Genomic DNA, 19,327 nt, shown 5'->3' with positions numbered 1-19,327 from the left:
CCACCATGCTCGCGCTGTCACCTCGTCCCGTCGACGAGCCGACCATGCTGATGCTGCAGGCCTCGCCCGTCGCCGTGGCTTGCGGGTTCCCCTCGCCCGCGCAGGACTACTACGACGGCCCGATCGACCTGACGGAGATGCTCGTCGACGACCAGGAAGCGACGTTCATCGTGCGCGCGTCTGGGCACTCGATGACCGAAGCCGGGATCAGTGACGGTGATGAGCTCCTGGTCGACCGCTCGAAGCGGCCGCGAGACGGTGATGTTGTGGTGGCTGTTCTCGACGGGCAGCTGACGATCAAGCGGCTGCAGATCTCCGCCGACCGGGTGCTACTCAAGTCAGAGAGCTCAGAGCATCCCGACATCGTGGTTCCCGAGCTCTCCGAGCTCGTGATCTGGGGTGTCGCAACCTTCTCGATCCATCACCTCCGGCGGCCCTGAATGCTGGCCCACGTCGACGTCAACAGCGCCTACGTGTCGTTCGAGCGGGTGTTCAATCCCGCGCTCGAGGCGGTGCCGACCGTGGTGTTGAGCAACAACGACGGCATGGTGGTCGCCGCGAGCCGAGAGGCCAAGGCACTCGGGCTGGATCTCGGCCGCCCGTGGTTCGAGCTCCGCCCGCACGCGCAGCGGCTGGGAGTGACGGCGCTGAGCTCCAACTACGAGCTCTACGGCGACATGTCGAGGAGATTCCACGCCATCCTGGCCAGGTTCACCCCGGAGCTCGAGGTCTACAGCATCGATGAGGCCTTCCTGCGCGTGAGCCCGCGCATCGCGCGAGACCCAGAGGCGATGACCGCCCTCGGGCGGGAGATCAAGGACACTCTGCGACGCCTGATCGGGGTGCCCGTGTGCGTGGGAATCGCGGAAACGCGCACCTTGGCCAAGCTCGCGAACAGGTCGGCGAAGAAGATCGCGGCGTTCGACGGGGTGTGCGTGTGGCCGGCGACCCGACCGGAGTGGCGACGGCAGCTGATGAGCCGGCTGCCGGTGTCGGAGGTCTGGGGTATCGCGTCGCGGCTTGAGCGTCGCCTGGTGGACATGGGGATCTCCTCGATCGCCGATCTCGCCGCGGCCGACCCGGTGCGCATCCGCAAGGCGTTCAACGTCGTGGTGATGCGCACGGCGCTGGAACTGCGAGGGGTGCCCTCGATCGTCGCGGAGGAGGACCGCACGGGCCACAAGGAGCAGCTGATCGTGTCACGGTCGTTCTCCGAGAAGATCACCACCCGAGACGGGATGCGGCAGGCGCTGTCGATCTACGCCCAGCAGGCCGCGACCCGCCTGGTGCGGCACCGGCAGGTCGCGAAGCTGCTCACCGCGTTCGCGGGGACGTCGCACTACTCCGAGCAGCGCAGCTTCCCCTCGGTGCTGGTGAATCTGCCGGCGCCCACTGCCGACCCGGTCGAGCTCACCCGCGCCGCCCACCGGCTGCTGCCGCTGCTCGAGGATGGCGGCCGCTACGCACGCGCCGGCCTGATGCTCACCGACCTGCGGCCGGCCGAGGTCAGCCAGCCCCTCGATCTGTTCCGCTTCGCGCACGAGGAGTCGGGCATCGCCGAGCTCATCGACAAGGTGCAGCGGAAGGAAGGCCGAGGTCTCCTCGGTCTCGGGTACGGCGGGATGCGCCCAGGTCCGTCGTGGCAGATGAAGCGCGAGATGCTCACTCCGCGCGCCACGACCCACTGGGACGAGTTGGCCACGGTGAGGGCCTGAGGGGTCGTCAGGAGCCCGCGGGGCGTCTCCGGGTGTGTGGAGGGACCACCGTGCCGTCTGAGCGCTCGTAGCCGGCGACGTAGATCTCCCCGGCGCCGGGGGCACTATCCCCGCCAGCGCCGGGAGTGCCGGGAACGCCGGCTGCGGCCGGACGGGGCTGCGGCCTGGGGATGTCGCGCAGCTTCTCGTAAGCGAAGCCGTCGACGTCTTTGCGGTAGGTGCGCCACGGGGCGCCGGCGGCGTTGACGTCGTCGACGTAGTAGACGTCGGCGCGGACGGTGATCCCCTCAGGCGCTCCCTTGGTGGCCATGGCCACGGCCCGGGTGCACGCGGAGAATCGGTCGTCGTCGACGTACAGCGAGTCGGTGATGTGCTCCGGGACGTACCGGGCCTGGTATGCGGCATCGTCCGTGCCGTCCTGGAAGGCGGCGTAGCCCTTCTCCCAGCGGTTGATCACTCGCGTCCGGGTGACTTCTCGCGGGCCGTCGACGGCGATGACCTCGATCGACGTGTATCCCTGCTCGGAGAGTTGCTGGAATCGCTTGAGCAGCTTCATCTTGCTGCCGTGGACGCCGTCGATCACGACCCGCTCGCCTCGCTCGAGGGAGATCATCGTCGCTTCTCGGGCGAGGTCGGATGATTCCTCGTGCACGAGGGAGGCGAGCTCGCCCGGAGCGAATTGCTCGCCGGCGTCGATCCGGGACTTCACCGCCGGCGGCACAATCTCGTCGTACTCCCCCGACTCTCGCATCTTGCGCAGCAGCCTCGTCTTGAAATCGTCGGGGTCGATGAACCGCCAGTGCTTCTCCTGGGCCTCGGGGATGCGCTCACGGCGCGCTGAGCTCTTGCCGGCGCCGGGAGGGCCGGCCATTACCAGCACCTGGCGATCGCGGATCACCGCGTCGTTCTCGGCGAAGAACTCCCGGATGATCTGCTTGTGCAGCCTGGCCCGCGACGCGGTGAGGCGCCCGTTGCGGTAGTTCTGCTCGCGCTGATGCGTGGCGGTGGGAGCCTCGGCGTCGATCGGGCCGTTGACGGCCGTGAGGGCTCGAAGAGCAGCCAGGTGCTCCGAGCGGTCGGAGTCCGTCAAGCGGCTGCTCTTTCGATCTCCTCGTACTCCTCGTCAGAGAGCAGGTCGAGACCCACATAGGCGTGGAGGACGGCGTCGAAGCTGTTGTCCACGACCTCCCAGTCGTCGGCTTCGCCCTGGGTCTTGTACTGCGGGTCGTAGTTCCAGTGCTTGAGGGCCTCGACGAACTCCTCGTGCGAGATCTCGCCGCGCTGGGCCTGGCGCACGAGCTCCATGGCCGTTGCGGCCGCCGGCTTCGCGGCCGCGGTGCCCTTGCTCTTTTCCAGCGCCTTGAGGATGCGCGACATCTGCGATTCGCTCTTGCCCAGTGCCGCACCGAGCTCCTGCAGCTGGACACCCTTGTTGAAACGGAGGGTCAGCAGGCGCTCGTTGATGGTCTTCTCGAGGAGATCGTGCCGGCGCTGCAGGTTCGCGAGCTCGCGAAGCTCCGCGGCGGTGTCGGTGGTGGTTGTCATGTCGATCGCCTCCTCTCACCCCCAGTCTACTAGCTCTTGCACATATGCAAGTGGGTTTTACAGCACAACCCAGATGGTCAGCAGCACCTGGCCGAGCGGGCTGGCGTAGGCGGCGGTGTAGGTGCCGAGGAACGGCAGCGCGGCCAGGACGACGAGGGTCGCGATCGCGACGATACGGACCTGGGTGCGCGGCTTGGCTCGGTCGGTCTCGATCTGTCGACGCACCTTGACCTCCTCGAAGATGATCTCCGCGAGGTCGTCGAGGGCTTCGGCGAGGCCGGCGCCGCGGGCCTGCTCCTTGAGCAGCAGGTGCATCACGATCAGGTCGGCGGTCGGGTCGTCGAGGTCGCGGGCGAATGCCTCGAGCGCTTCGCGGGTGGGCCAGCGCGCGTTGAGGCGGGCCACGAGCGAGCCGACCTGCGGCTTGATCGCCTCGGGAGCGGATGCCAGGGATGCCATCAGCGTCTGCTCGAGGCCGGCGCCGGCGATGGTGAGACCGGAGAGGCTGCGCGTCCAGGTCTCGAGGGCTTCGAGGCGGGCGATCTTCTGCGGGGCGTCGCCCTTGCCGAGGAACAGCGGGAGCGTGGCACCGGCGACGGTGGCGATGGGCACGAGGATGAGCCAGCCGGAGTAGATGAACAGCAGTACGCCGGAGCCCAGACCGATCGCCGCCCACAGCTGCTGCTGCCGGCTGAACAGCGGGGTGGTGCGCTTGGAGCGCACCGGCTTTGCCGTGCCGGGCTCGGGGGCCTGGTAGGCGATTCCGAATACGACCAGGATGCCGCCGGCTGCTGCGATGAGGATCGAGATCAGGATGCCGGCGGTGTTCATGCGCTGGCCTCCCCGGTGTAGGGGGTGAGGTCGGATTCGTTGAACCCGACCTCGGCGAGCTTGTCGAGCAGTTCGCGCGAGGGCAGCTGGCCGAGCTCGAGTGTCTGGGTCGCCTTGTCGAAGGTGAAGATCTTGCTGAGGGTGGGGCGGGCCACACCGTAGCTGTCCTCGCCCGGCTGGATCTCGCAGATCTCGGTGATCACGCGCCGGGCCTTTCCGGTCTCGTGGTCGCGGATCTTCGCCATCTGCACGATGAGGTCGATGTTCTGCGCGATCTGCCGGTAGCAGTAGGCGGGTGTCGCGTTGGAGCCGTCTTTCATCATGAGGGTCACCATGCGCTCGATCGCGTCCTCCGGGCTCTGTGAGTGGAGGGTGCTCATCGACCCGACGCCGGACTGCATCGCCTGCAGCATCGCGTTGATCTCGGAGCCGCGGACCTCGCCGACAATGAGCCGGTCGGTGGTGTGGCGCAGCGAGTCCTCGAGTCCGCGGATCAGCGGGAACTCGCCTGCCCGCTCCCCCGTCGCACCGGGCTCGCCTTCGCCGGGACGGTACTCGAAGGCGATGACGAGTGGGTGCTTGGCCGGGTTCTTGTGCAGGTAGAGCTCGCGTTCCATCTCGATCGTCGCGAGCTTCTCGTCCGGCGGGATGCAGTCGGCCAACGCCCGCAGCAGGGTCGTCTTGCCCGAGGACTGGAAACCGTTGGTGACGAGGCTGAGGCCGGCGCGCACCGAGGCTTCGAGGAACCGTGCTGCGAGCCTGGTCATGGTGTGCGTGGCCACCAGGTCGTCGAGGGAGATATCAACGTGGCGATGGATACGGATCGTTACCGAGGGACGCTCGGCAACGGGCCGTGCGAGCGCCGCTAGACGGGCGCCGCCAGGCAGGTCCAGGTGCAGGGATGGGCGTGAGGCGTTGAACGAGCGTGCGCCCTCGCCGCGGCGTGTGGCGATGAAGTTGATCTCGCGCTCGAGCTCGTCGTCGTTCAGCGAGACCGGGTGCGGGTACTTCTGCCGGTTGCCGCCGGCGAAGGTCAGCCAGACGTTGTCGTAGCCGACGATGTCGATGTTCTCGACGCCCTCGATGTCGACCAGCGGCTGCAGCCGGCCGAGCCTGAACATCGCATCGAAGACAGCCTGCGCGACGTCTTCCTGCAGGTCGAGGCTCCACGACTCCTGTCCGTGGCGGGCGAGGTCGTCGACGCGAGCGCGGATGAGCTCGGCGGTGTGCTGCCGGGCCATCGCCTCGCGTTCCTCATCGGTGAGATTGGGGTTGGCCTGGCCGGCGTCGGCAAGGATCGTCGATACGGCGTCGCGGATCTCCGAGACCGCATCCCAGGGGATGCGCCCCTGATCCTCGAACATCGCGGCCGCGCTGCGGCGGGTGGTGGCAGCAGCGCGGGTCGGCGGTGCCGGGGGCGGCGGCGGGATCGTGCCGGCTACGGCGTGTGCGCGCGGGTCGATCGACCCCGGTACTGCGGGTGCCGGCGGTACGGCCGTGGGCTGGTCGACGCGAGTGGTGGCGCGCAGCAGGTGGTCGGCTGCCGGGTTCGTCTGCCGAGGCTGGCCCGGCGCGAACAGGGGCAGCGTGGAGAGGTCTGCGGGGTCCGGGTTGGGGTTCTTGGCCATGGTCAGTCCTGTGCGGTCGGCGTGTAGCGGCGACCGGCGAGGTCACCGTTGAGGGTGGTGATGATCTCTGTCAGCGCCTTGGTGTAGGGCGAGCGCTTGGAGGGGGTTGCGGCTCCATGCGAGTAGTGCGATGCGGTGGCCGGGTCCCAGGGCAGCGTGCCGATGAACGGCAGGCCGGTCTTGGAGGAGATCTCGTGGGCGCTGTAGCGCTGGCCTCGCAGGGGGCTGGTGGTGATCGTGAGCCCGAGGAAGTCGCGGTGACCTGACGCCTCGAGCGTCGCCGCGAACGCGCTCGAGCTCGCGTACAGGGCGTGGATGTCCGGGAGGGTGTTCCCGGTGACCACGAGTACTGCGTCAGCTGCGGCGATGAGAGGCGTGCGGGGATCGCCAGGGGCGAACCGGCCGGCGTCGACGATGATGTCCAGATCGGGGGCGTTGGCCGTGCGAGGCAGCTGCTCAAGCGCGCGCAGCAGATTCGCCCAGAACGCGCTGGTCGTTCCGCGTGCTCCGCCGAGGTCGTTGAACCCGGGGATGACGTATCGGCCCTCGCCGAGGCTGATGGTCTGCGCGAAGAGGGTCTCCCCGTCCATCCCGCCGCGGAGGTTGGCGATCGCGGCTTCGGTGAGACTCTGGACGTGCTGGTACTGCCCACGCAGGTAGCCGGAGAGGATGTGGCTGGTCTTGGCGATGTCGGCCTCGAGCAGGAGCGCCGGCCGTGGCCAGTTGAGCGTGAGGGCGGCTGCCAGGGTGGACACTCCCGGGGCGCCCGACGTGCTGGTGAGGTAGACGATCGACATCGGGGCTTACTCCCCCACGCCGTCGAGGACGATGGATACGCGCTGTGTGGCAGCGCGTGCTGCGATGGATGCGGCTTCACGCTCGGGGACCACGACGTCGACGATCCAGGTCTGGTTGGCCTCGTCATAGGTGGTGGTGAACACCGTGGCGTCGAAGGTCTGCGGATCAGACGTCGGTGGCTCACCCTGCGCGACCGGTGTGTCGACCAGGCGGATGGCGTCACCGGCGGCGAGGCGGTAGGACGGCAGCTGGCTGGCGTTCAACGCGATGCCCACGATGGAGGAGCCCTCCGGCACCGGGAGCGTGTCGATGATGTTGCCGGTGGTCAGCAGCGAGCCGGCGGGCAGGTCTACGGCTGCGACCTGACCGACGACGTCAGATGCTTCGGATGCGGGGATGGCGTCGACGTTCTGGCCGCCGGCGATCGAGATCGTCGTGAGGTCGTTCTGGGTGATCGCTTCGCCGCGCTGGACGGTGTCGCTGATCGTGAGAACCGAGACGGTGCGTGATGTGGTGGTGGTGACGTACCAGGTGGCCAACGCGCCGATGAGGACGATGGTGATGCCGAGGGCGATCATCCACACGCGACGACGAGACTTGGTCGGCTGCCCGACCGCGGCGGGGCGGGTCGAGGGCTTCTCGGTGTTCCGGGTTCGCTTGCTGGCCTTCTCAGGGGCGGTTGTGGTCATGGGTTAGCTCTTCTCGATGGTGGGCAGGTAGGCCTCGTAGGCCACGGTGATGAGGAAGTTTCGGCTGGGGGCGCCAACCTCGGCGGTGATGCGATCGAGGATGTTCCGGTTGGTGTCGCTCATCTTCACGGTGTGCTTGACCCGGGCCTCCCCCGTCGCCTTGGGTGCGGTGGGGTTGGGTCGGGAGAACAGAACCGTGCGCTCGGCCTGGCGACTGGCAGCAGCGGTTGCTTCCGCGATGAGTTCGGGCAGGCGCGCATACGTCGTCTCGATCGCGTCGAGGAGCACGTTGTGGTGGCTCCACCGGGTCGTTGCCATGTACGCCTGCAGCCGCTCGTTGAGTTCCTCGGTCAGGTGGACGGGGACCCCCTTAGAGGCGGTCTCGCGGTCGCTGTTACTATCCGGCGTCGCGGCGGTGCGTCGGGCGCCGCGCGTCTTGCGGGCCGGCGCGCTGGACGCCTCCTGGGCGGCGGGCGGTGTCTCCTTCTCAGCGTCGGCGGATGCGGCTACTGCTGTCGGCTCAATCTGCGCGGGTGGGGCGGGCGCAGCAGCCGGAGGAGGCGCCTGCTCCCCCACAGTCGGTGCCGACGCGGCGGCATCGTTGCCGACCAGTGATCCCAAGCTCTTGCGTGCCATCAGCTCGCTCCCTTCGTGGCGGGCGTTGCCTCTAGTGCCGCCTGCAGTTCGCGGGCGACGGTGGTGAAGTCGAAGATCGCATTCTGGGTGGCGCGGGTGTCGTTGTACTGGGTGACGACCTTCCCGTCCAGCGGGCCATCCGCGATGCTCTTGCTCGCCCGGATGTACCCCTGGAACCGGGGCATCTTGAGGCCGCCGTCGACGAGTTCCTGCCAGTCCTCGAGTTGGCCGAACACACGCCGGTCGATCTTGTTCAGCAGCACCCGGTACTCGAGGCCGCGCGGCGCGATGTGCTGGGCGACGGTGCGGCGTAGGGCCGGCACCACCAGGGGCTCGGGGTTGAGCGGGAGGACGACGAAGTCGGCAACGTCAAGAACAGCGGACAGGACAGCGGTGTTGTCGAGGCTGCCGGGGGTGTCGATGAGCACGTAGTCGTAGTCGTCGGCGTTGCGAATCAGCGAGAGGTTGTTCGGGTCGACATCGGCGGCGAAATCGAAGGGCAACTCCTCCCCCGCGTTCTCCGCCCACCAGGTCGTCGACTCTTGAGGATCGACGTCGACCACGAGGACGCGGCTACCGCGCGTCAGGCATGCCGCAACGTTCATGACGGTGGTCGTCTTTCCGACGCCGCCCTTCTGTCCGGCGATCGCGATGACCTTCATCTATCCCTCCCGTTCCTCATAAGCGCCGATGTGGCGGAAACGCTGCGATTACGTGGCGCAGTTGCGCCGCTCGACAGTAAGCACATGTGCTGATCCATGGCGCCAGTCTAGCGATCGACCACCGACATAACAGCGCAAGCACAGCGCAAGCACAGCGCAAGGCCACCGCAATAACGGCGCTATAGGTACCGCCATACATGAAGGATGAACGGTGGAAGATAGCCGGAACAGCACCGCGCGACAGGCGCATGTAAGCCGGAGGCATGCCGGTATTCGTGCGGGCACCAGGCGCAACCTATCCGGGGCAAGGGCGCCGCACATGCGCAATACACCCGCAATATCGGCGCTATATATATCCCCAGTATGGCGGTCGTATGGCGGTCGTCTAGCACAAGCATGCGGTGCTAGAGCACGATGCGTGCGGGGATCGACCACGGGGAGTGCCCGGTGCATTGCGATCTTGCAGCGGCTGATAGTGCGGCGGGTGTTGCACCGATGAGCCTATCGACATGCGGCCGGTGTGCCGCCCGTAGTGCAGGGGGGGCTTCCGTCAGGCGGGGGTGTGGCATGGAGCGTGGGGGAAGGGTGCAGGTGACGTGCAAGCTGCCGTGCGCGGCCGTCAGCGCCGATCTGAGCGGCGAACAGGGGTGCGGGCGGGTGTGAGGGGCTCCTGGGACGTGACAAAGCCCCTGGGGGCCATCCAGGGGCTTTGTCGGCGCGGGGGTGTGTTCAGCTGCGGCGGGGGGCGTAGGACACTCGCTCCTGCACGTCGCCCGCACACGGCAGTCATGAGCTTGGTGCGGATGCGGTGCACTCGGCGGTTGAGGGTGTCGCGGCTGATGCCGAGCTCGTCGGCCGCCAGTTGGCGCTCCTCGCCCGGGTTGCCTTCGGCGAGCTCGATCCGGGCGAGCAGGCGGACCTCGTCAGCCGTGAGTGTGCCGTTGTCGATGGCCCAGGTGAACAGCGTGACGAGATCGCGCAGGGGGTCGTCGGTCTCGGTGTCGGCGTCCGCGTTCACGAGGTGCTCCAAGGTCTCGTCGTCGACGGCGAGCTCGATGTTGGTGGAGGCCCCGAAGCCTCGCTCGAGGAGCTTGATGCACTCGAGTCGGATGTTGCCGGCGACCGAGCTCGTGCGGTGCAGCGGGTAGGTGCGAATGACCTCCCACAGCGCGCCGATTGTGGTTGCGGTGGCGTCGGTGGGGGAGTTACGCCAGATGGCGCGGACGCTGCTGCAGGTGCGTGCCAGACGGAACGCCAGGGGCAGGAAGGACTTGAGGATCACCTTGCCGGCGACGATGTCTCCGCCGTGCTCGAGCTCGAGCAGCTGACTGAGGATCTGGTCGCGGTCCTCTGCCAGCTGGGGCCGGCGGATGAGTTCGATCGCCTCATCGCCGGTGAGCTCGCCGAGGGCGCCGTAGTCGTGGCGCGAGGTTGCGAGCGTGCTGTTCCACTCATTCAGTAGTGCCCGCTCGAGGGTGGTGGCTGCGTTGTAGACGTGCATGGAAATGGCCCTTCGTCGCTACGTCGGTTGACGGCGGCCACGTTCCTCAGCGCCTCAGGGTCAACGTCTGGATAAGGGCGCGAGTGATCTGCGTGCGTTCGTGCGTACGGGCGGGTACGGCTCTGGATCACATCTAGAAAAAGCCAGGTCACAGGCGCGAAAAGACCTGGGGTAGATGCGCGCAGTATTCCTGCAAGAAATTTCGTCGTCCGGTGTCCGCGAAGGGGCGGATGAGGGGCCTATATGACGTAGAGCCCCCGATGCGGGGGTGTGAAGACGACGACGAGAAGGGAACGTGGCCGTGGCGGATGACAACCTCAGCGACCCGACCTGGGACAGCTTCAAGCCCGACGCCGCGCGCGCCATCCGTGCGACGCAGGGATTCGAGGATGCGGTAGCTCGGACCCTGGATCGCCCGTTCGACACGAGCACCTATGGGGGTGTCGAAGCGGCCCTCGCGGAGCTACGCGCGGCCGCCCCGGCAGCGATGAGGGTGGCCGGGATTCAACTCAGCGGGGGTGCGTGATGGCTCTGCGCAAGCCGAAGGAAGCGAAGCGGCCGAAGGGGTCGAAGGCGACACCTGCGAAGGGCAGCGAGTGGACCGCCGGGCGCGGGTTCGGCCAGAAGGCGGTCACGGGTGCACTGATCGTTGCGGTGGCGTGCGGGCCTCTCGCGCTCATCAGCGCGACCATCAACGCGCAGCAGCCCCAAGCGGTCGCGCAGGTCGCCGTCGACGCTCCACTGACCGCTCAGGAGCAGTCCGCGGGGGAGTACGGTGCAGCGTTCGTTGCGGCATGGCTGGGAGCCACCCGCGAGAACGAAGGCACTCTCGCCACGTACATCAACCCCGCCGCAGTGGGGCAGCTGTCGGCCACCGCATGGAAGTACCGCGACCTCGCGGTGGTGTCTGTGGAGAAGACCGACGAGTCGGACCTGATGAGCGTGGTCGTCGCCGCCAACGTCGAAGAGTTCGATATGGAGAGCGAGAGTGGCGCCACCATCTGGCCGCGCCGCTACTTCGCCGTCACTGTCCGCGTCACCGACGCCGGCCTGTCCGTGGTGGGACTGCCTGCACCGATCGCAGCCCCCACGAAGGAAGACAGCGCAGTGCGTCTGGCCTATAGCCAGACGGTGCTGCAGCCCTCGAGCGCCCGGCAGACGGTCGAAGCGTTCCTCTCTGCCTACCTCGCCGGCTCCGGCGAGATCAGCCGCTACGTCTCGCCTGGTTCGGAGATCTCCGCGATCACCCCGGCGCCGTACATGACGATCACCGTCACCGACGTCAAGAGCGATGTCGAGCCCAGTGACGCCCCTGGCACGGGATCGGTGGTGCACGTCCTCGCGACAGCTGAGGTCTCGAGCGCCAGCGACCAGCGGCTGACCACGACCTACGCCCTCACGCTCACCGCGCGCGACGGGCGTTGGGAGACGACATCCGTCGATCTCGTCCCAATGGAAAGCGTCGAGCCCGGCGCCGACCCCACACCCACCCCGTCTCGATAATCCGGGACGCACCGAAAGGACAGCGCTGCAATGTCACTCTCCGAATACCTCAACAACCTCTTCTCGACGTGGACCGGCGTCGTGCAGGCGTTCGCGATGCTCGCCTCGATCGTCCTGGTCATCGTCGTGGCGATCGTCACGCGCCTGGCCTGGGGCAAGCTCCTGGTCACGTCGCTGGTTGCCGGGTTCGTCATCTGGGCGGTGACGATGAACGGGCTCGGATGGTTCTCGCAGACCATCAACAACGAGACCAACGCCGCCCCCGCCACCATCACCAACGTCGTCGGTCACGACTTGGCAGCCTGACTCATGGCCAACGAGGAGATCGCCCGCTTCTACACGCGGTCGCGCCGATTCCCGAAGATGATCGGTCGGATGACCGATGGATCTCGTATCCCGGGCGGGCCTTACACGCTCACCCAGGTCGGTTTCGGTGGTGTGGCGCTCATGGGGCTGCTCGCGACGCGAACGCTGTGGAGCACCGGAGCCACTCTCCTCGATCTGGCTATCACGGTCGGTGTCGCCTGGGGCGTGACCTGGCTCGTCGGGCTCATCCCGATGACACGCCGCAACCTCGTCCTCGCCTTCGTCGGCGCGGTCGCGGCGATGTTCAAGCCACACGGGGGGAGGTATCAGGATCGTCCCATCCGCCTTGCGCGACCGCACCAGGCGATTGGGTCGTCCCGGATGCCACCCCCCGTGACGGCCCCCCAGAACGCCGAGCTCGAGGACGTCGTGACGGAGCAGCCCCCGGCGCTGCCCGCACGCAGCCCTCAGCGCCCTGCCACCGCGCCCGTAGTCACGCCACGCACCGCGGTCAGCGCCGTCGAGCGTCTGCTGCAGCAGACCAAGAACACGAACTAGGAGCACGTCCCATGCGCATTCCCGCCTCCTCTTTCGCCGGACACCTGATGTGGACCCGCACCGGCACGATCTGGGCCACCTGGCGTCTGCAGGGCCTCCCGCATGGGTACGGCACCGACGAGCTCCGCCAGCTGGTGCTCGGTCAGCACCAGGCGCTCTTCCAGTCCCTTCGTGGGGAGGCGCTGCTGATTGGGCTGTGCGCGACGAGCGATCCCGTCGACATCGTCGACAAGATGCTCGCCGGCGTCGACATCCGCCAGCACCCCGAATGGGCCGAGGAATGCGCCCTCACCCTCGACTCCCTCGAGGAGATCGCGCTGGGGGAGCGCGCCTACTGGCTGTCGATCCCCCTGTCCGCTGGCAGCTGGCGCACCCGCTCGCGGGCGGCATGGCGTGCTGGCCTCGAGCAGTTCCGCGAGCAGCTGGCACTTCCTCGCACCACGCCTCCCGAGTCAGAGATCGCCGCGGCCCTGGCCGCCGCGCAGGAGATCGAGAACCGCATCCCCGCCGACTTCTTCGCCCGCCCGGCCACCGTCGCGGAATACGTCTGGATGGCGCTGCATTCGCAGCACCGCGGTCTCGCCATCGACGGGCCTATCCCCGAGGCCGACAATGTCGGCATCGCAGAGGTTCCCGCCACGCAGCTGCCCACCGCGATGCCCAACCCGTGGCTCGATGAGGGCGGCCAGTCAGATCTGTCCCCGACCGAGCTCAAGCGGTTCCTGCCGTTCAACCGCCGATACCTCAAGGTGCAGAGCCCGCACGCCGACGCCCCCAGCTACCAGGTCATGCAGGCCGTCGTGGGCGGCCCGAAGGGCGGTTGGGTGATGCCCGGCGTCGAGTGGATCTCGCGCGTCGAGCAGTACGAGCTCGACGTCGACTGGGCGATCCGGCTGACCGTCACCAGCGCCGAGGCCGTCAAGCGTCGCAACAAGCGCGCCGAGGAGCAGCTGCTGGATCAGGTCGACCAGCAGTCCGGCACCCTCGCCATCACCGGCAGTGGATCAGACCTCGCGCAGGTCGCTGAGACCCTCGCGGCGTACCACGCCTCTCTCAACGCCAGCGACAAGGAGGTCGAGGTCCAAGCGACCGTCATCTACGCGGTCGGCGGACCCGACCCCGACACGGCACTCGCCCGCGCCCGCTACATCGCCGCCGACTACAAGGCCTCCGACTTCCTCCTGGAAGCGCCGCTCGGCGGGCAGGAAGAGCTCTGGTGGGCGATGCAGCCGGGCGTGCCGACCTCGCGCATCGTGCGAGACCTGTCCCAGATCACCACCGGCCGCGAGGCCGCCTCAGGGTTGCCCATCGTCAGCACCGCCCTCGGCGATGACCGTGGCATCCGCCTCGGCGACAACATCACCACTGGCCGACACACCCCGATCCTGGTCGACCTGTTCGGCAACATCCAGGCGGACTCCTCCGGCAGCTTTGGAGTGGTCGCCGAGCTCGGCGCCGGCAAGAGCGTCCTGCTCAAGAGCGTCGCCGGCGATGTGCTCGATCGTGGCGGGCTGATCGTGGCGCTGGACCGCACCGTGGCCCGTGAGTACGCCACGTTCGCCGAGTCGCTGCCGGGAACATCCACCCGTGTCATCGACATGCTCGAGCCGCAGTGGTCGCTGGACCCGCTGCGGGTGCTCGGGCCTCGCAAAGGCGCCCGCATGGTGCAGTCGCTGTTCTCGCTGATGCTCGGCATCCAGACCATGGACACCCGCGGCGTGCAGCTGTCGGGCCTGCTCGAAGCGGAGTACATGGAGACGCACCGGATCACCAGCCTCGGCGCGCTGATCGAGCACCTGCGCCAGCTGGGGGAGCAGAACCCGGTGGCGGCAGAACTGCTCGGCCTGATCCGCGTCGTGGCCACCAAGGATTTCGGCGCCGTTCTGTTCGACGAAGCCCTGCCTCCGCTGGACCTCAAGGCCGTCGACGCGGTCGTGTTCACCACCCACGGGCTGAGCCTGCCCGACCGAGCCGAGGTCGAGAACGAGCACCTGTTCAAGCAGATGCCCATCGAGAAGATCGTCGGCCGAGCCATGTACGCGATGCTCGCCCAGCTGACCCGGGAGGTGTGCTTCATGGACCGGCACCGCTTCGCGCTGGCGATCTTCGATGAGACCCACCACATCACCGCCTCGCGCGACGGCCAGGCCGAACTGCAGACGTTCTTCCGCGATGGCCGCAAGCACGCCGCCGCGGCCGCGGTCGGCTCCCACGACCCCCACGACTTCGGCGACGAGGTCACCCGCGGCTTGATCCCCATCCGGTTCGTCATGCGTCAGCGCGACGAGACCCTCGCCAAGCGCGCCGTCGACTGGCTGGGCCTGCCCGTCTCGCGCGAGTACGTCCGCGAGGTCATGACCGATCTGAGCCCGATCGGCTCCGACCGGAAGGTGCCGGTCGAACGTCGCGGCGAGGGGATCATGCGCGACGTCCGCGGCCGCTACGGCAAGTTCCGCAAGACACTGCCCGCCCGGCCCGACCGTCGTCAGGCGGTGCTGTCCACCCCCTCCGCCTCCGTGGAGATCTCATGATCACGTTCTACGCCGACGCCTTCCGCTCGATGGGCGGGTGGGCCTGGCGAGCTCGGATCTGGGCGCACACGCACCCTCGGTGGGCTAGAACCCTCGTCGCCGTCTCGCTCGTGGCGTACTTCACTGTCATCCAGGGCCAGCCCGCGCACGCGGTGGGCTTCCTCCCGGACGGCGTCGACTACATCGACAGCCGCGGCAACTCGTTCTCCCAGTACGGGGAGATCGACATCAACGCCGGCGATGTGTGGACACCGGGCACGGTGGTCGTCAACTTCGTCGTGCAGCTGCTCTGGTCTATCCAGTACTTCTGCACCGGCGTCATCCTCTGGCTGTTCGACTTCCTTCTCAGCTTCGAGTGGGTCGCGTGGCTTGCCACCCCGTTCAACACCCTCGCGGTCTGGGTGCAGGAACAGTTGGGGACGATCAACTGGATCCCGTTCGCCCTGATGATCAGCGCGCTGGTGGGCGGCATCGCCATCTATGTCGGCAGGGTCGCTGGCGGGCTCTGGGAAATGCTCATCGCCGCGATCATCGCCGTCCTCGTCGGCGGTGTCCTGGCCAACCCGGTGGCCACTCTCACCGCAACAGGCGGTGTCCTCGAGAAGTCGCAAGAGTTCGGGGGCGAGCTGGCGGGATCGATCGTCATCGACCCCGAGGCGCAGCCGAGCGACGCATCGCTGTCATCGGCTGTGAACGCCACGCTCATGGACGCATTCGTCCGCATCCCGCACCAGGTGATCTCCTACGGGCAGGTGCTTCCCGACGACTGCCAAGGGTTCTACGACACGTTCATCCAGACGGGGGAGCCCCAGTCCTCGCTCCGCGACTGCGCACCCGAGGCTGCGCGGTTCGCGCACGACAACCCCGGCGGAATGAACATCCTCAACGCACTGGTCAACGGCGGCGGGGTAAGTGTCCTGTTCAGCTTCGGGATGGTCGTCGCGGGCCTGCTGATGGTGGCCGTGGTGTTCATGCTCGTCGCCGGGATCAAGTCGGTCTTCTACGGCAACCTGGCGATCGCCCCGATCGATCGCGGCCCGTTCTGGAAGGCCCTGTCCGACACCTTCATGGGGGCGATCAGCCTCACGGTCATGACCGTGTGCCTGGCGCTCTACGTCAAGCTCATCACCTGGATCATGCTGCAGACCGGCTTCCTGCCGCACCAGCTGCGGATGGTCTTCGTGATCATCTTCCTGATCATCGTCATCGTCCTGGTGTGGCGTGCGCGCCGGGCCACCCTGCGTGCCGGCCACGGCGTCGCGGAACACCTGAACAAGCTCGGCCTGGGCATGAAGCCCACCCCGAAGGACTCCAACGCCCTGCTCAAGATGACCGCGATCGCCAGCATGGCCAACACCGCAAAGGATCTGATCAACCGTCGACCAGCCACCCCGAGTGCCGCAGCGCTACCGCAGAAGCCCGCTGCGCCCGCACCCGAGCCCGATCCCATCACGCTCACCCAGGTCCGCCACCCCCGCCCCGGTGGCGGCGCAGGAGGCGGCACAGGCCCCTCAGGCGCGCCGGGACCATCCGTTGGCCCCGGCACGGCTCGCAAGGCACTCGGAGCCGCGTCTACGGCGACCACCGTGGCGAAGGGCGCCGCTACCGTCGCGAAGGGCGCGGCCAGCGGCGGCGTCGCGGGTGCGGCCGCAGCCGGCGCCATGGTTGTCGGCCAGGGCGTCGCCCGCAAGACCGCGTCCAAGGCGACGTCCGCCGCTACCAACGCCGCGGCACGCCGGGTGGCACCCCCCGTGGTCGACGTCGGCGAGCTCAAGGTCGTCAAGGTCGCCGAGACCCGCGCCAGCCGCATCGAGGTAGACGCGCAAGGCGTGGCCACCGCGCACCGCAAGACCGACGCCGGGGTGCACGATATCTCCTCGCTGCTGCCCCGCCCGAGACAGCGGCCCTCCGCCCGTGCGCTCGAGCGTCGCCGCCAGCTTGAGGCCTACCGCCCCCGGGAGCTCGCGCGCTGATGACGGACCTGACAGTGGACGAGGCCGAGGGCCGCTCGCCGTGGAAACGGATCATCGCGATCCTCTGCGTCGTGGGCCTGGTCCTCGCCATGGTCGTCGGAGGGTTCCTCGCGCTGTTCCTGGGGGTCATCGCCTCCTCGGCCGGCGCCGTGGGGTCGGACGGGGGTTCCGGGTGCGTCCCCTCGTCGACGACGGCCGCAGCGTCCTGGGGCGGTGATAGTGCGTCGACGCCGCCGACCCCGCAGCCGTCGACGAGCTCGCCGCCCCCAGCATCATCGACGGGCTGGGGGAGCTCGTCGACGAGCGGTGCCGCGCCGGCGGCCGCGGCGGTCCAATCGATCGAGATCCCCAACGGTCGCGGCGGCAAGATCACGCTGAACGAGAAGCAGATCGCGATCGCCACCCGCATCATCACGGTCGGGCGCGACCTCGGCGTCTCCGACAAGGGCCTCAAGATCGCTCTGATGACCGCGCTGCAGGAATCGCTGCTGCGGATGTACGCCAACTCCTCCGTCCCCGAGTCGCTCGACTACCCCCACGATGCAGTCGGCAACGACCACGACAGCGTCAACCCGTTCCAGCAGCGTGTGTCGGGGTGGGGGACCGTCGCGGAGCTCATGGATCTCGACTACTCCATCAAGGCGTTCTTCGGCGGCCCCACCGGCCCCAACGGTGGATCGCCACGCGGCCTGCTCGACATCAACGGCTGGGAGAACCTGGCACCCGGCGTCGCGGCTCAGAAGGTGCAGGTGAGCGCCTTCCCTGACGCCTACGACAAGTGGGAGCCCGCGGCCGAGCAGCTGATCGCCACCCTGGGCGAGGGCATCATCGGCGGCGGCTGCGGCGGCGGCAGCATCGAGGGTGAGATCCAGCTGCCCCTGCGCTCCGACTACAACATGACCAGCGGCTACGGCCCCCGAAGCAGCGGCGTCCCCGGTGCTTCCACCTGGCACGCCGCCATCGACCTGCAGCGCTGGCCCAACCCATGCGGCGACCCCGTCTACGCGATCCTGCCCGGCAAGGTCGTCCTCTCGAGCGCCCTGTGGCTGTCGATCGAGCACGCAGACGGCTACGTGGTCTCCTACCTGCACATGTACAAGTCGCAGCGCCTGGTCGACGTCGGTGACATCGTCGAAGCCGGCCAGCAGATCGGCGTCGTGGGCAACGTCCCACCCTCGGGCGGCTGCCACCTGGATCTGCGGATCAACGTCGCCAACAACACCAACCCCGAGGTCGCGAAGCTGATCCTCTCGCAGAACGACACGCGCCTGCCGCGACCGGCGACGCTTCCCGAGCACCAGGACTACGTCAACCCGGAGGACTTCTTCGAGCTCTGGGGCGTCGAGCTCTGCCCGGCAGGTTCCTGCCGGTAGCCCAGCGGCTGAGCGTCTGGATAACCGGCAGGTAGGCTTACCGACTGTCCGCCCATGGGAGCCCCAAACCCGAGGGCTCCCCCCATTTTCCAGACGGGTGATGTGTGACCGATCGAGACGCCCCCCACGTCGACGATCAGGCAGTATCCGGCCCCGCTGCGCGCACCACAGCAACCGGATACCGATCTGTTTCGTACTTCCTCCCGGCAGCGCTGCACGCGCGACTCAAGGCCGCCTGGTGGGCGACCCGCGACTGCCCGGACGGTGCGCCGACGCTCTCGGCGCTCGTGGAGGGGATCTTCCTCGAGTACGTCACGAGGGCTGAGCTCGAGCACAACCAGGGAGCACCGTTTCCGCCGGCGCCTCGCAGTGCGCAGGGGCCGCGACGTGCCGCCTCGGAGGGGCACCGGCTCGTGGCGTACTACCTTCCCGCGGATCTGCACGCGCGACTCAAGGGAACCTGGTGGGCGTTGCGCGACGCGCGCACACCGGCGCTGGCGTCGGTGGTGGAGTCATTGTTCGTCGCCGCGGCTCAGACGCTCGAGCAGCGGCACAACCAGGGAGCACCGTTCCCTCCGGCGCCAGAGTCCGCTCGTGGCGTCAGTCGGGCGGCGGCCGAACGGCAGGGCGAGTGGATGCGCCGCGAGTGGGAGATCCGTCGCGGCGGGAGCTCCGTTCAGGACTGAGGCGTGCACGCCGGTTCGCCACCGCGCACCGACCCGTCAGCGGCTCTCGATCATGGCGGCTGACCCTGCGGGTGAACGTGTGCGGGGCAATGTGCGGCCCGCATCGCTGACGAACGAGCGCAACTGATGCGGTGATGCTGCGGGGATATTGCGGGCTGGATATTTCTTACGGCGGTGGGGGGTTTGCCCCGCTCCGCTTCCGGCTTCGCTTCAGCTGCGCGGGGCAAGCCTACCACTGTTGTCAAGCGCCATGGTGGCGACGTTATTGCGCCGATGTGCGGGAAAGTACTGCGGCACTACGGCTGCAACACCACTAGCAACATCCGAAACGAGGGGTTCGCGAGTCGGGCGCCGGCGGGCAGATCCAGATCCTCGTGTCCGCGAAGCCGGGT

Annotated in this window: 19 protein-coding genes; 10 read left to right on the top strand and 9 right to left on the bottom strand. The window is 68.0% G+C overall.

From position 1 onward, the window contains the following. Positions 1-5 precede the first annotated feature (5 nt). Positions 6-440 (top strand): LexA family transcriptional regulator, encoded by a 435-nt coding sequence (locus BK819_RS15955; protein ID WP_071330009.1) that lies wholly within the window; start codon positions 6-8, stop codon positions 438-440. Then, positions 441-1,715, top strand: coding sequence for a Y-family DNA polymerase (locus BK819_RS15950; RefSeq protein ID WP_071330008.1), 1,275 nt, complete (start codon positions 441-443; stop codon positions 1,713-1,715). Between the two features lie 7 nt (positions 1,716-1,722). Here the strand turns inward: BK819_RS15950 and BK819_RS15945 are convergent, their stop codons facing one another. The 9 genes from BK819_RS15945 to BK819_RS15905 form a co-directional block, all read right to left on the bottom strand. Continuing rightward, positions 1,723-2,805: a zeta toxin family protein gene (locus BK819_RS15945; RefSeq protein ID WP_071330007.1), complete on the bottom strand. Its 1,083-nt coding sequence runs from the start codon at positions 2,803-2,805 to the stop codon at positions 1,723-1,725. Further along, on the bottom strand, positions 2,802-3,260 hold the full coding sequence (locus tag BK819_RS15940; RefSeq protein ID WP_071330006.1) for a hypothetical protein: 459 nt from the start codon (positions 3,258-3,260) through the stop codon (positions 2,802-2,804). The genes BK819_RS15945 and BK819_RS15940 overlap by 4 nt, the downstream gene beginning before the upstream one ends. A gap of 57 nt (positions 3,261-3,317) precedes the next feature. Next, a complete protein-coding gene (locus BK819_RS15935) occupies positions 3,318-4,091 on the bottom strand; it encodes a type II secretion system F family protein (RefSeq protein ID WP_071330005.1) in 774 nt (257 codons plus the stop codon). After that, positions 4,088-5,719 (bottom strand): CpaF family protein, encoded by a 1,632-nt coding sequence (locus tag BK819_RS15930; RefSeq protein WP_071330004.1) that lies wholly within the window; start codon positions 5,717-5,719, stop codon positions 4,088-4,090. Before BK819_RS15930 ends, BK819_RS15935 begins: the two co-directional genes overlap by 4 nt. A 2-nt stretch (positions 5,720-5,721) precedes the next feature. Continuing rightward, positions 5,722-6,516 carry a hypothetical protein gene (locus BK819_RS15925; protein WP_071330003.1) on the bottom strand — a complete coding sequence of 265 codons (795 nt, stop codon included), beginning with the start codon at positions 6,514-6,516 and terminating at the stop codon, positions 5,722-5,724. Between the two features lie 6 nt (positions 6,517-6,522). Beyond that, a complete protein-coding gene (locus BK819_RS15920) occupies positions 6,523-7,206 on the bottom strand; it encodes an SAF domain-containing protein (RefSeq protein ID WP_083391839.1) in 684 nt (227 codons plus the stop codon). Between the two features lie 3 nt (positions 7,207-7,209). Continuing rightward, on the bottom strand, positions 7,210-7,842 hold the full coding sequence (locus tag BK819_RS16655) for a hypothetical protein (RefSeq protein ID WP_143049338.1): 633 nt from the start codon (positions 7,840-7,842) through the stop codon (positions 7,210-7,212). After that, positions 7,842-8,504, bottom strand: a complete 663-nt coding sequence (locus BK819_RS15910; RefSeq protein ID WP_071330001.1) for a ParA family protein — start codon at positions 8,502-8,504, stop codon at positions 7,842-7,844. Before BK819_RS15910 ends, BK819_RS16655 begins: the two co-directional genes overlap by 1 nt. Positions 8,505-9,123: 619 nt before the next feature. Then, on the bottom strand, positions 9,124-10,005 hold the full coding sequence (locus BK819_RS15905; protein ID WP_071330000.1) for a hypothetical protein: 882 nt from the start codon (positions 10,003-10,005) through the stop codon (positions 9,124-9,126). Positions 10,006-10,300: 295 nt separating this feature from the next. Here BK819_RS15905 and BK819_RS15900 point away from each other — a divergent pair, with 295 nt between their 5' ends. The 8 genes from BK819_RS15900 (at position 10,301) to BK819_RS15865 (ending at position 18,935) form a co-directional block, all read left to right on the top strand. Beyond that, a complete protein-coding gene (locus BK819_RS15900; RefSeq protein ID WP_071329999.1) occupies positions 10,301-10,531 on the top strand; it encodes a hypothetical protein in 231 nt (76 codons plus the stop codon). Further along, positions 10,531-11,508: a conjugal transfer protein gene (locus tag BK819_RS15895; RefSeq protein ID WP_071329998.1), complete on the top strand. Its 978-nt coding sequence runs from the start codon at positions 10,531-10,533 to the stop codon at positions 11,506-11,508. Before BK819_RS15900 ends, BK819_RS15895 begins: the two co-directional genes overlap by 1 nt. A gap of 30 nt (positions 11,509-11,538) precedes the next feature. After that, complete coding sequence (locus tag BK819_RS15890; RefSeq protein WP_071329997.1) at positions 11,539-11,814, top strand: hypothetical protein; 276 nt, start codon at positions 11,539-11,541, stop codon at positions 11,812-11,814. A gap of 3 nt (positions 11,815-11,817) precedes the next feature. Continuing rightward, the gene (locus tag BK819_RS15885; RefSeq protein ID WP_071329996.1) at positions 11,818-12,372 is read left to right on the top strand and encodes a hypothetical protein; all 555 of its coding nucleotides are present in this window, start codon (positions 11,818-11,820) and stop codon (positions 12,370-12,372) included. Between the two features lie 11 nt (positions 12,373-12,383). Continuing rightward, entirely contained in the window at positions 12,384-14,903 is a 2,520-nt protein-coding gene (locus tag BK819_RS17050) for an ATP-binding protein (protein WP_071329995.1), read from the top strand. Further along, a complete protein-coding gene (locus BK819_RS15875) occupies positions 14,900-16,876 on the top strand; it encodes a hypothetical protein (RefSeq protein ID WP_071329994.1) in 1,977 nt (658 codons plus the stop codon). Before BK819_RS17050 ends, BK819_RS15875 begins: the two co-directional genes overlap by 4 nt. Then, entirely contained in the window at positions 16,876-18,249 is a 1,374-nt protein-coding gene (locus tag BK819_RS15870) for a M23 family metallopeptidase (RefSeq protein WP_071329993.1), read from the top strand. Before BK819_RS15875 ends, BK819_RS15870 begins: the two co-directional genes overlap by 1 nt. A 104-nt stretch (positions 18,250-18,353) precedes the next feature. Beyond that, entirely contained in the window at positions 18,354-18,935 is a 582-nt protein-coding gene (locus tag BK819_RS15865) for a hypothetical protein (RefSeq protein ID WP_071329992.1), read from the top strand. Positions 18,936-19,327: the final 392 nt, after the last annotated feature.

The organism is Microbacterium sp. LCT-H2, assembly GCF_001866135.1.
In the GTDB taxonomy this organism is placed as follows: Bacteria; Actinomycetota; Actinomycetes; order Actinomycetales; family Microbacteriaceae; genus Microbacterium.
Note: the sequence above shows the minus strand (reverse complement) of the source record. Positions and strands in the feature narration are given on the sequence as shown.

Coding starts and splice junctions, on each gene's coding strand:
- BK819_RS15925 (WP_071330003.1), bottom strand. CDS start 6,516: ATGTCGATCGTCTACCTCACCAGCACGTCGGGCGCCCCGGGAGTGTCC.
- BK819_RS17050 (WP_071329995.1), top strand. CDS start 12,384: ATGCGCATTCCCGCCTCCTCTTTCGCCGGACACCTGATGTGGACCCGC.
- BK819_RS15930 (WP_071330004.1), bottom strand. CDS start 5,719: ATGGCCAAGAACCCCAACCCGGACCCCGCAGACCTCTCCACGCTGCCC.
- BK819_RS15885 (WP_071329996.1), top strand. CDS start 11,818: ATGGCCAACGAGGAGATCGCCCGCTTCTACACGCGGTCGCGCCGATTC.
- BK819_RS15895 (WP_071329998.1), top strand. CDS start 10,531: ATGGCTCTGCGCAAGCCGAAGGAAGCGAAGCGGCCGAAGGGGTCGAAG.
- BK819_RS15935 (WP_071330005.1), bottom strand. CDS start 4,091: ATGAACACCGCCGGCATCCTGATCTCGATCCTCATCGCAGCAGCCGGC.
- BK819_RS15950 (WP_071330008.1), top strand. CDS start 441: ATGCTGGCCCACGTCGACGTCAACAGCGCCTACGTGTCGTTCGAGCGG.
- BK819_RS15940 (WP_071330006.1), bottom strand. CDS start 3,260: ATGACAACCACCACCGACACCGCCGCGGAGCTTCGCGAGCTCGCGAAC.
- BK819_RS15920 (WP_083391839.1), bottom strand. CDS start 7,206: ATGACCACAACCGCCCCTGAGAAGGCCAGCAAGCGAACCCGGAACACC.
- BK819_RS15910 (WP_071330001.1), bottom strand. CDS start 8,504: ATGAAGGTCATCGCGATCGCCGGACAGAAGGGCGGCGTCGGAAAGACG.
- BK819_RS15875 (WP_071329994.1), top strand. CDS start 14,900: ATGATCACGTTCTACGCCGACGCCTTCCGCTCGATGGGCGGGTGGGCC.
- BK819_RS15890 (WP_071329997.1), top strand. CDS start 11,539: ATGTCACTCTCCGAATACCTCAACAACCTCTTCTCGACGTGGACCGGC.
- BK819_RS16655 (WP_143049338.1), bottom strand. CDS start 7,842: ATGGCACGCAAGAGCTTGGGATCACTGGTCGGCAACGATGCCGCCGCG.
- BK819_RS15870 (WP_071329993.1), top strand. CDS start 16,876: ATGACGGACCTGACAGTGGACGAGGCCGAGGGCCGCTCGCCGTGGAAA.
- BK819_RS15905 (WP_071330000.1), bottom strand. CDS start 10,005: ATGCACGTCTACAACGCAGCCACCACCCTCGAGCGGGCACTACTGAAT.
- BK819_RS15955 (WP_071330009.1), top strand. CDS start 6: ATGCTCGCGCTGTCACCTCGTCCCGTCGACGAGCCGACCATGCTGATG.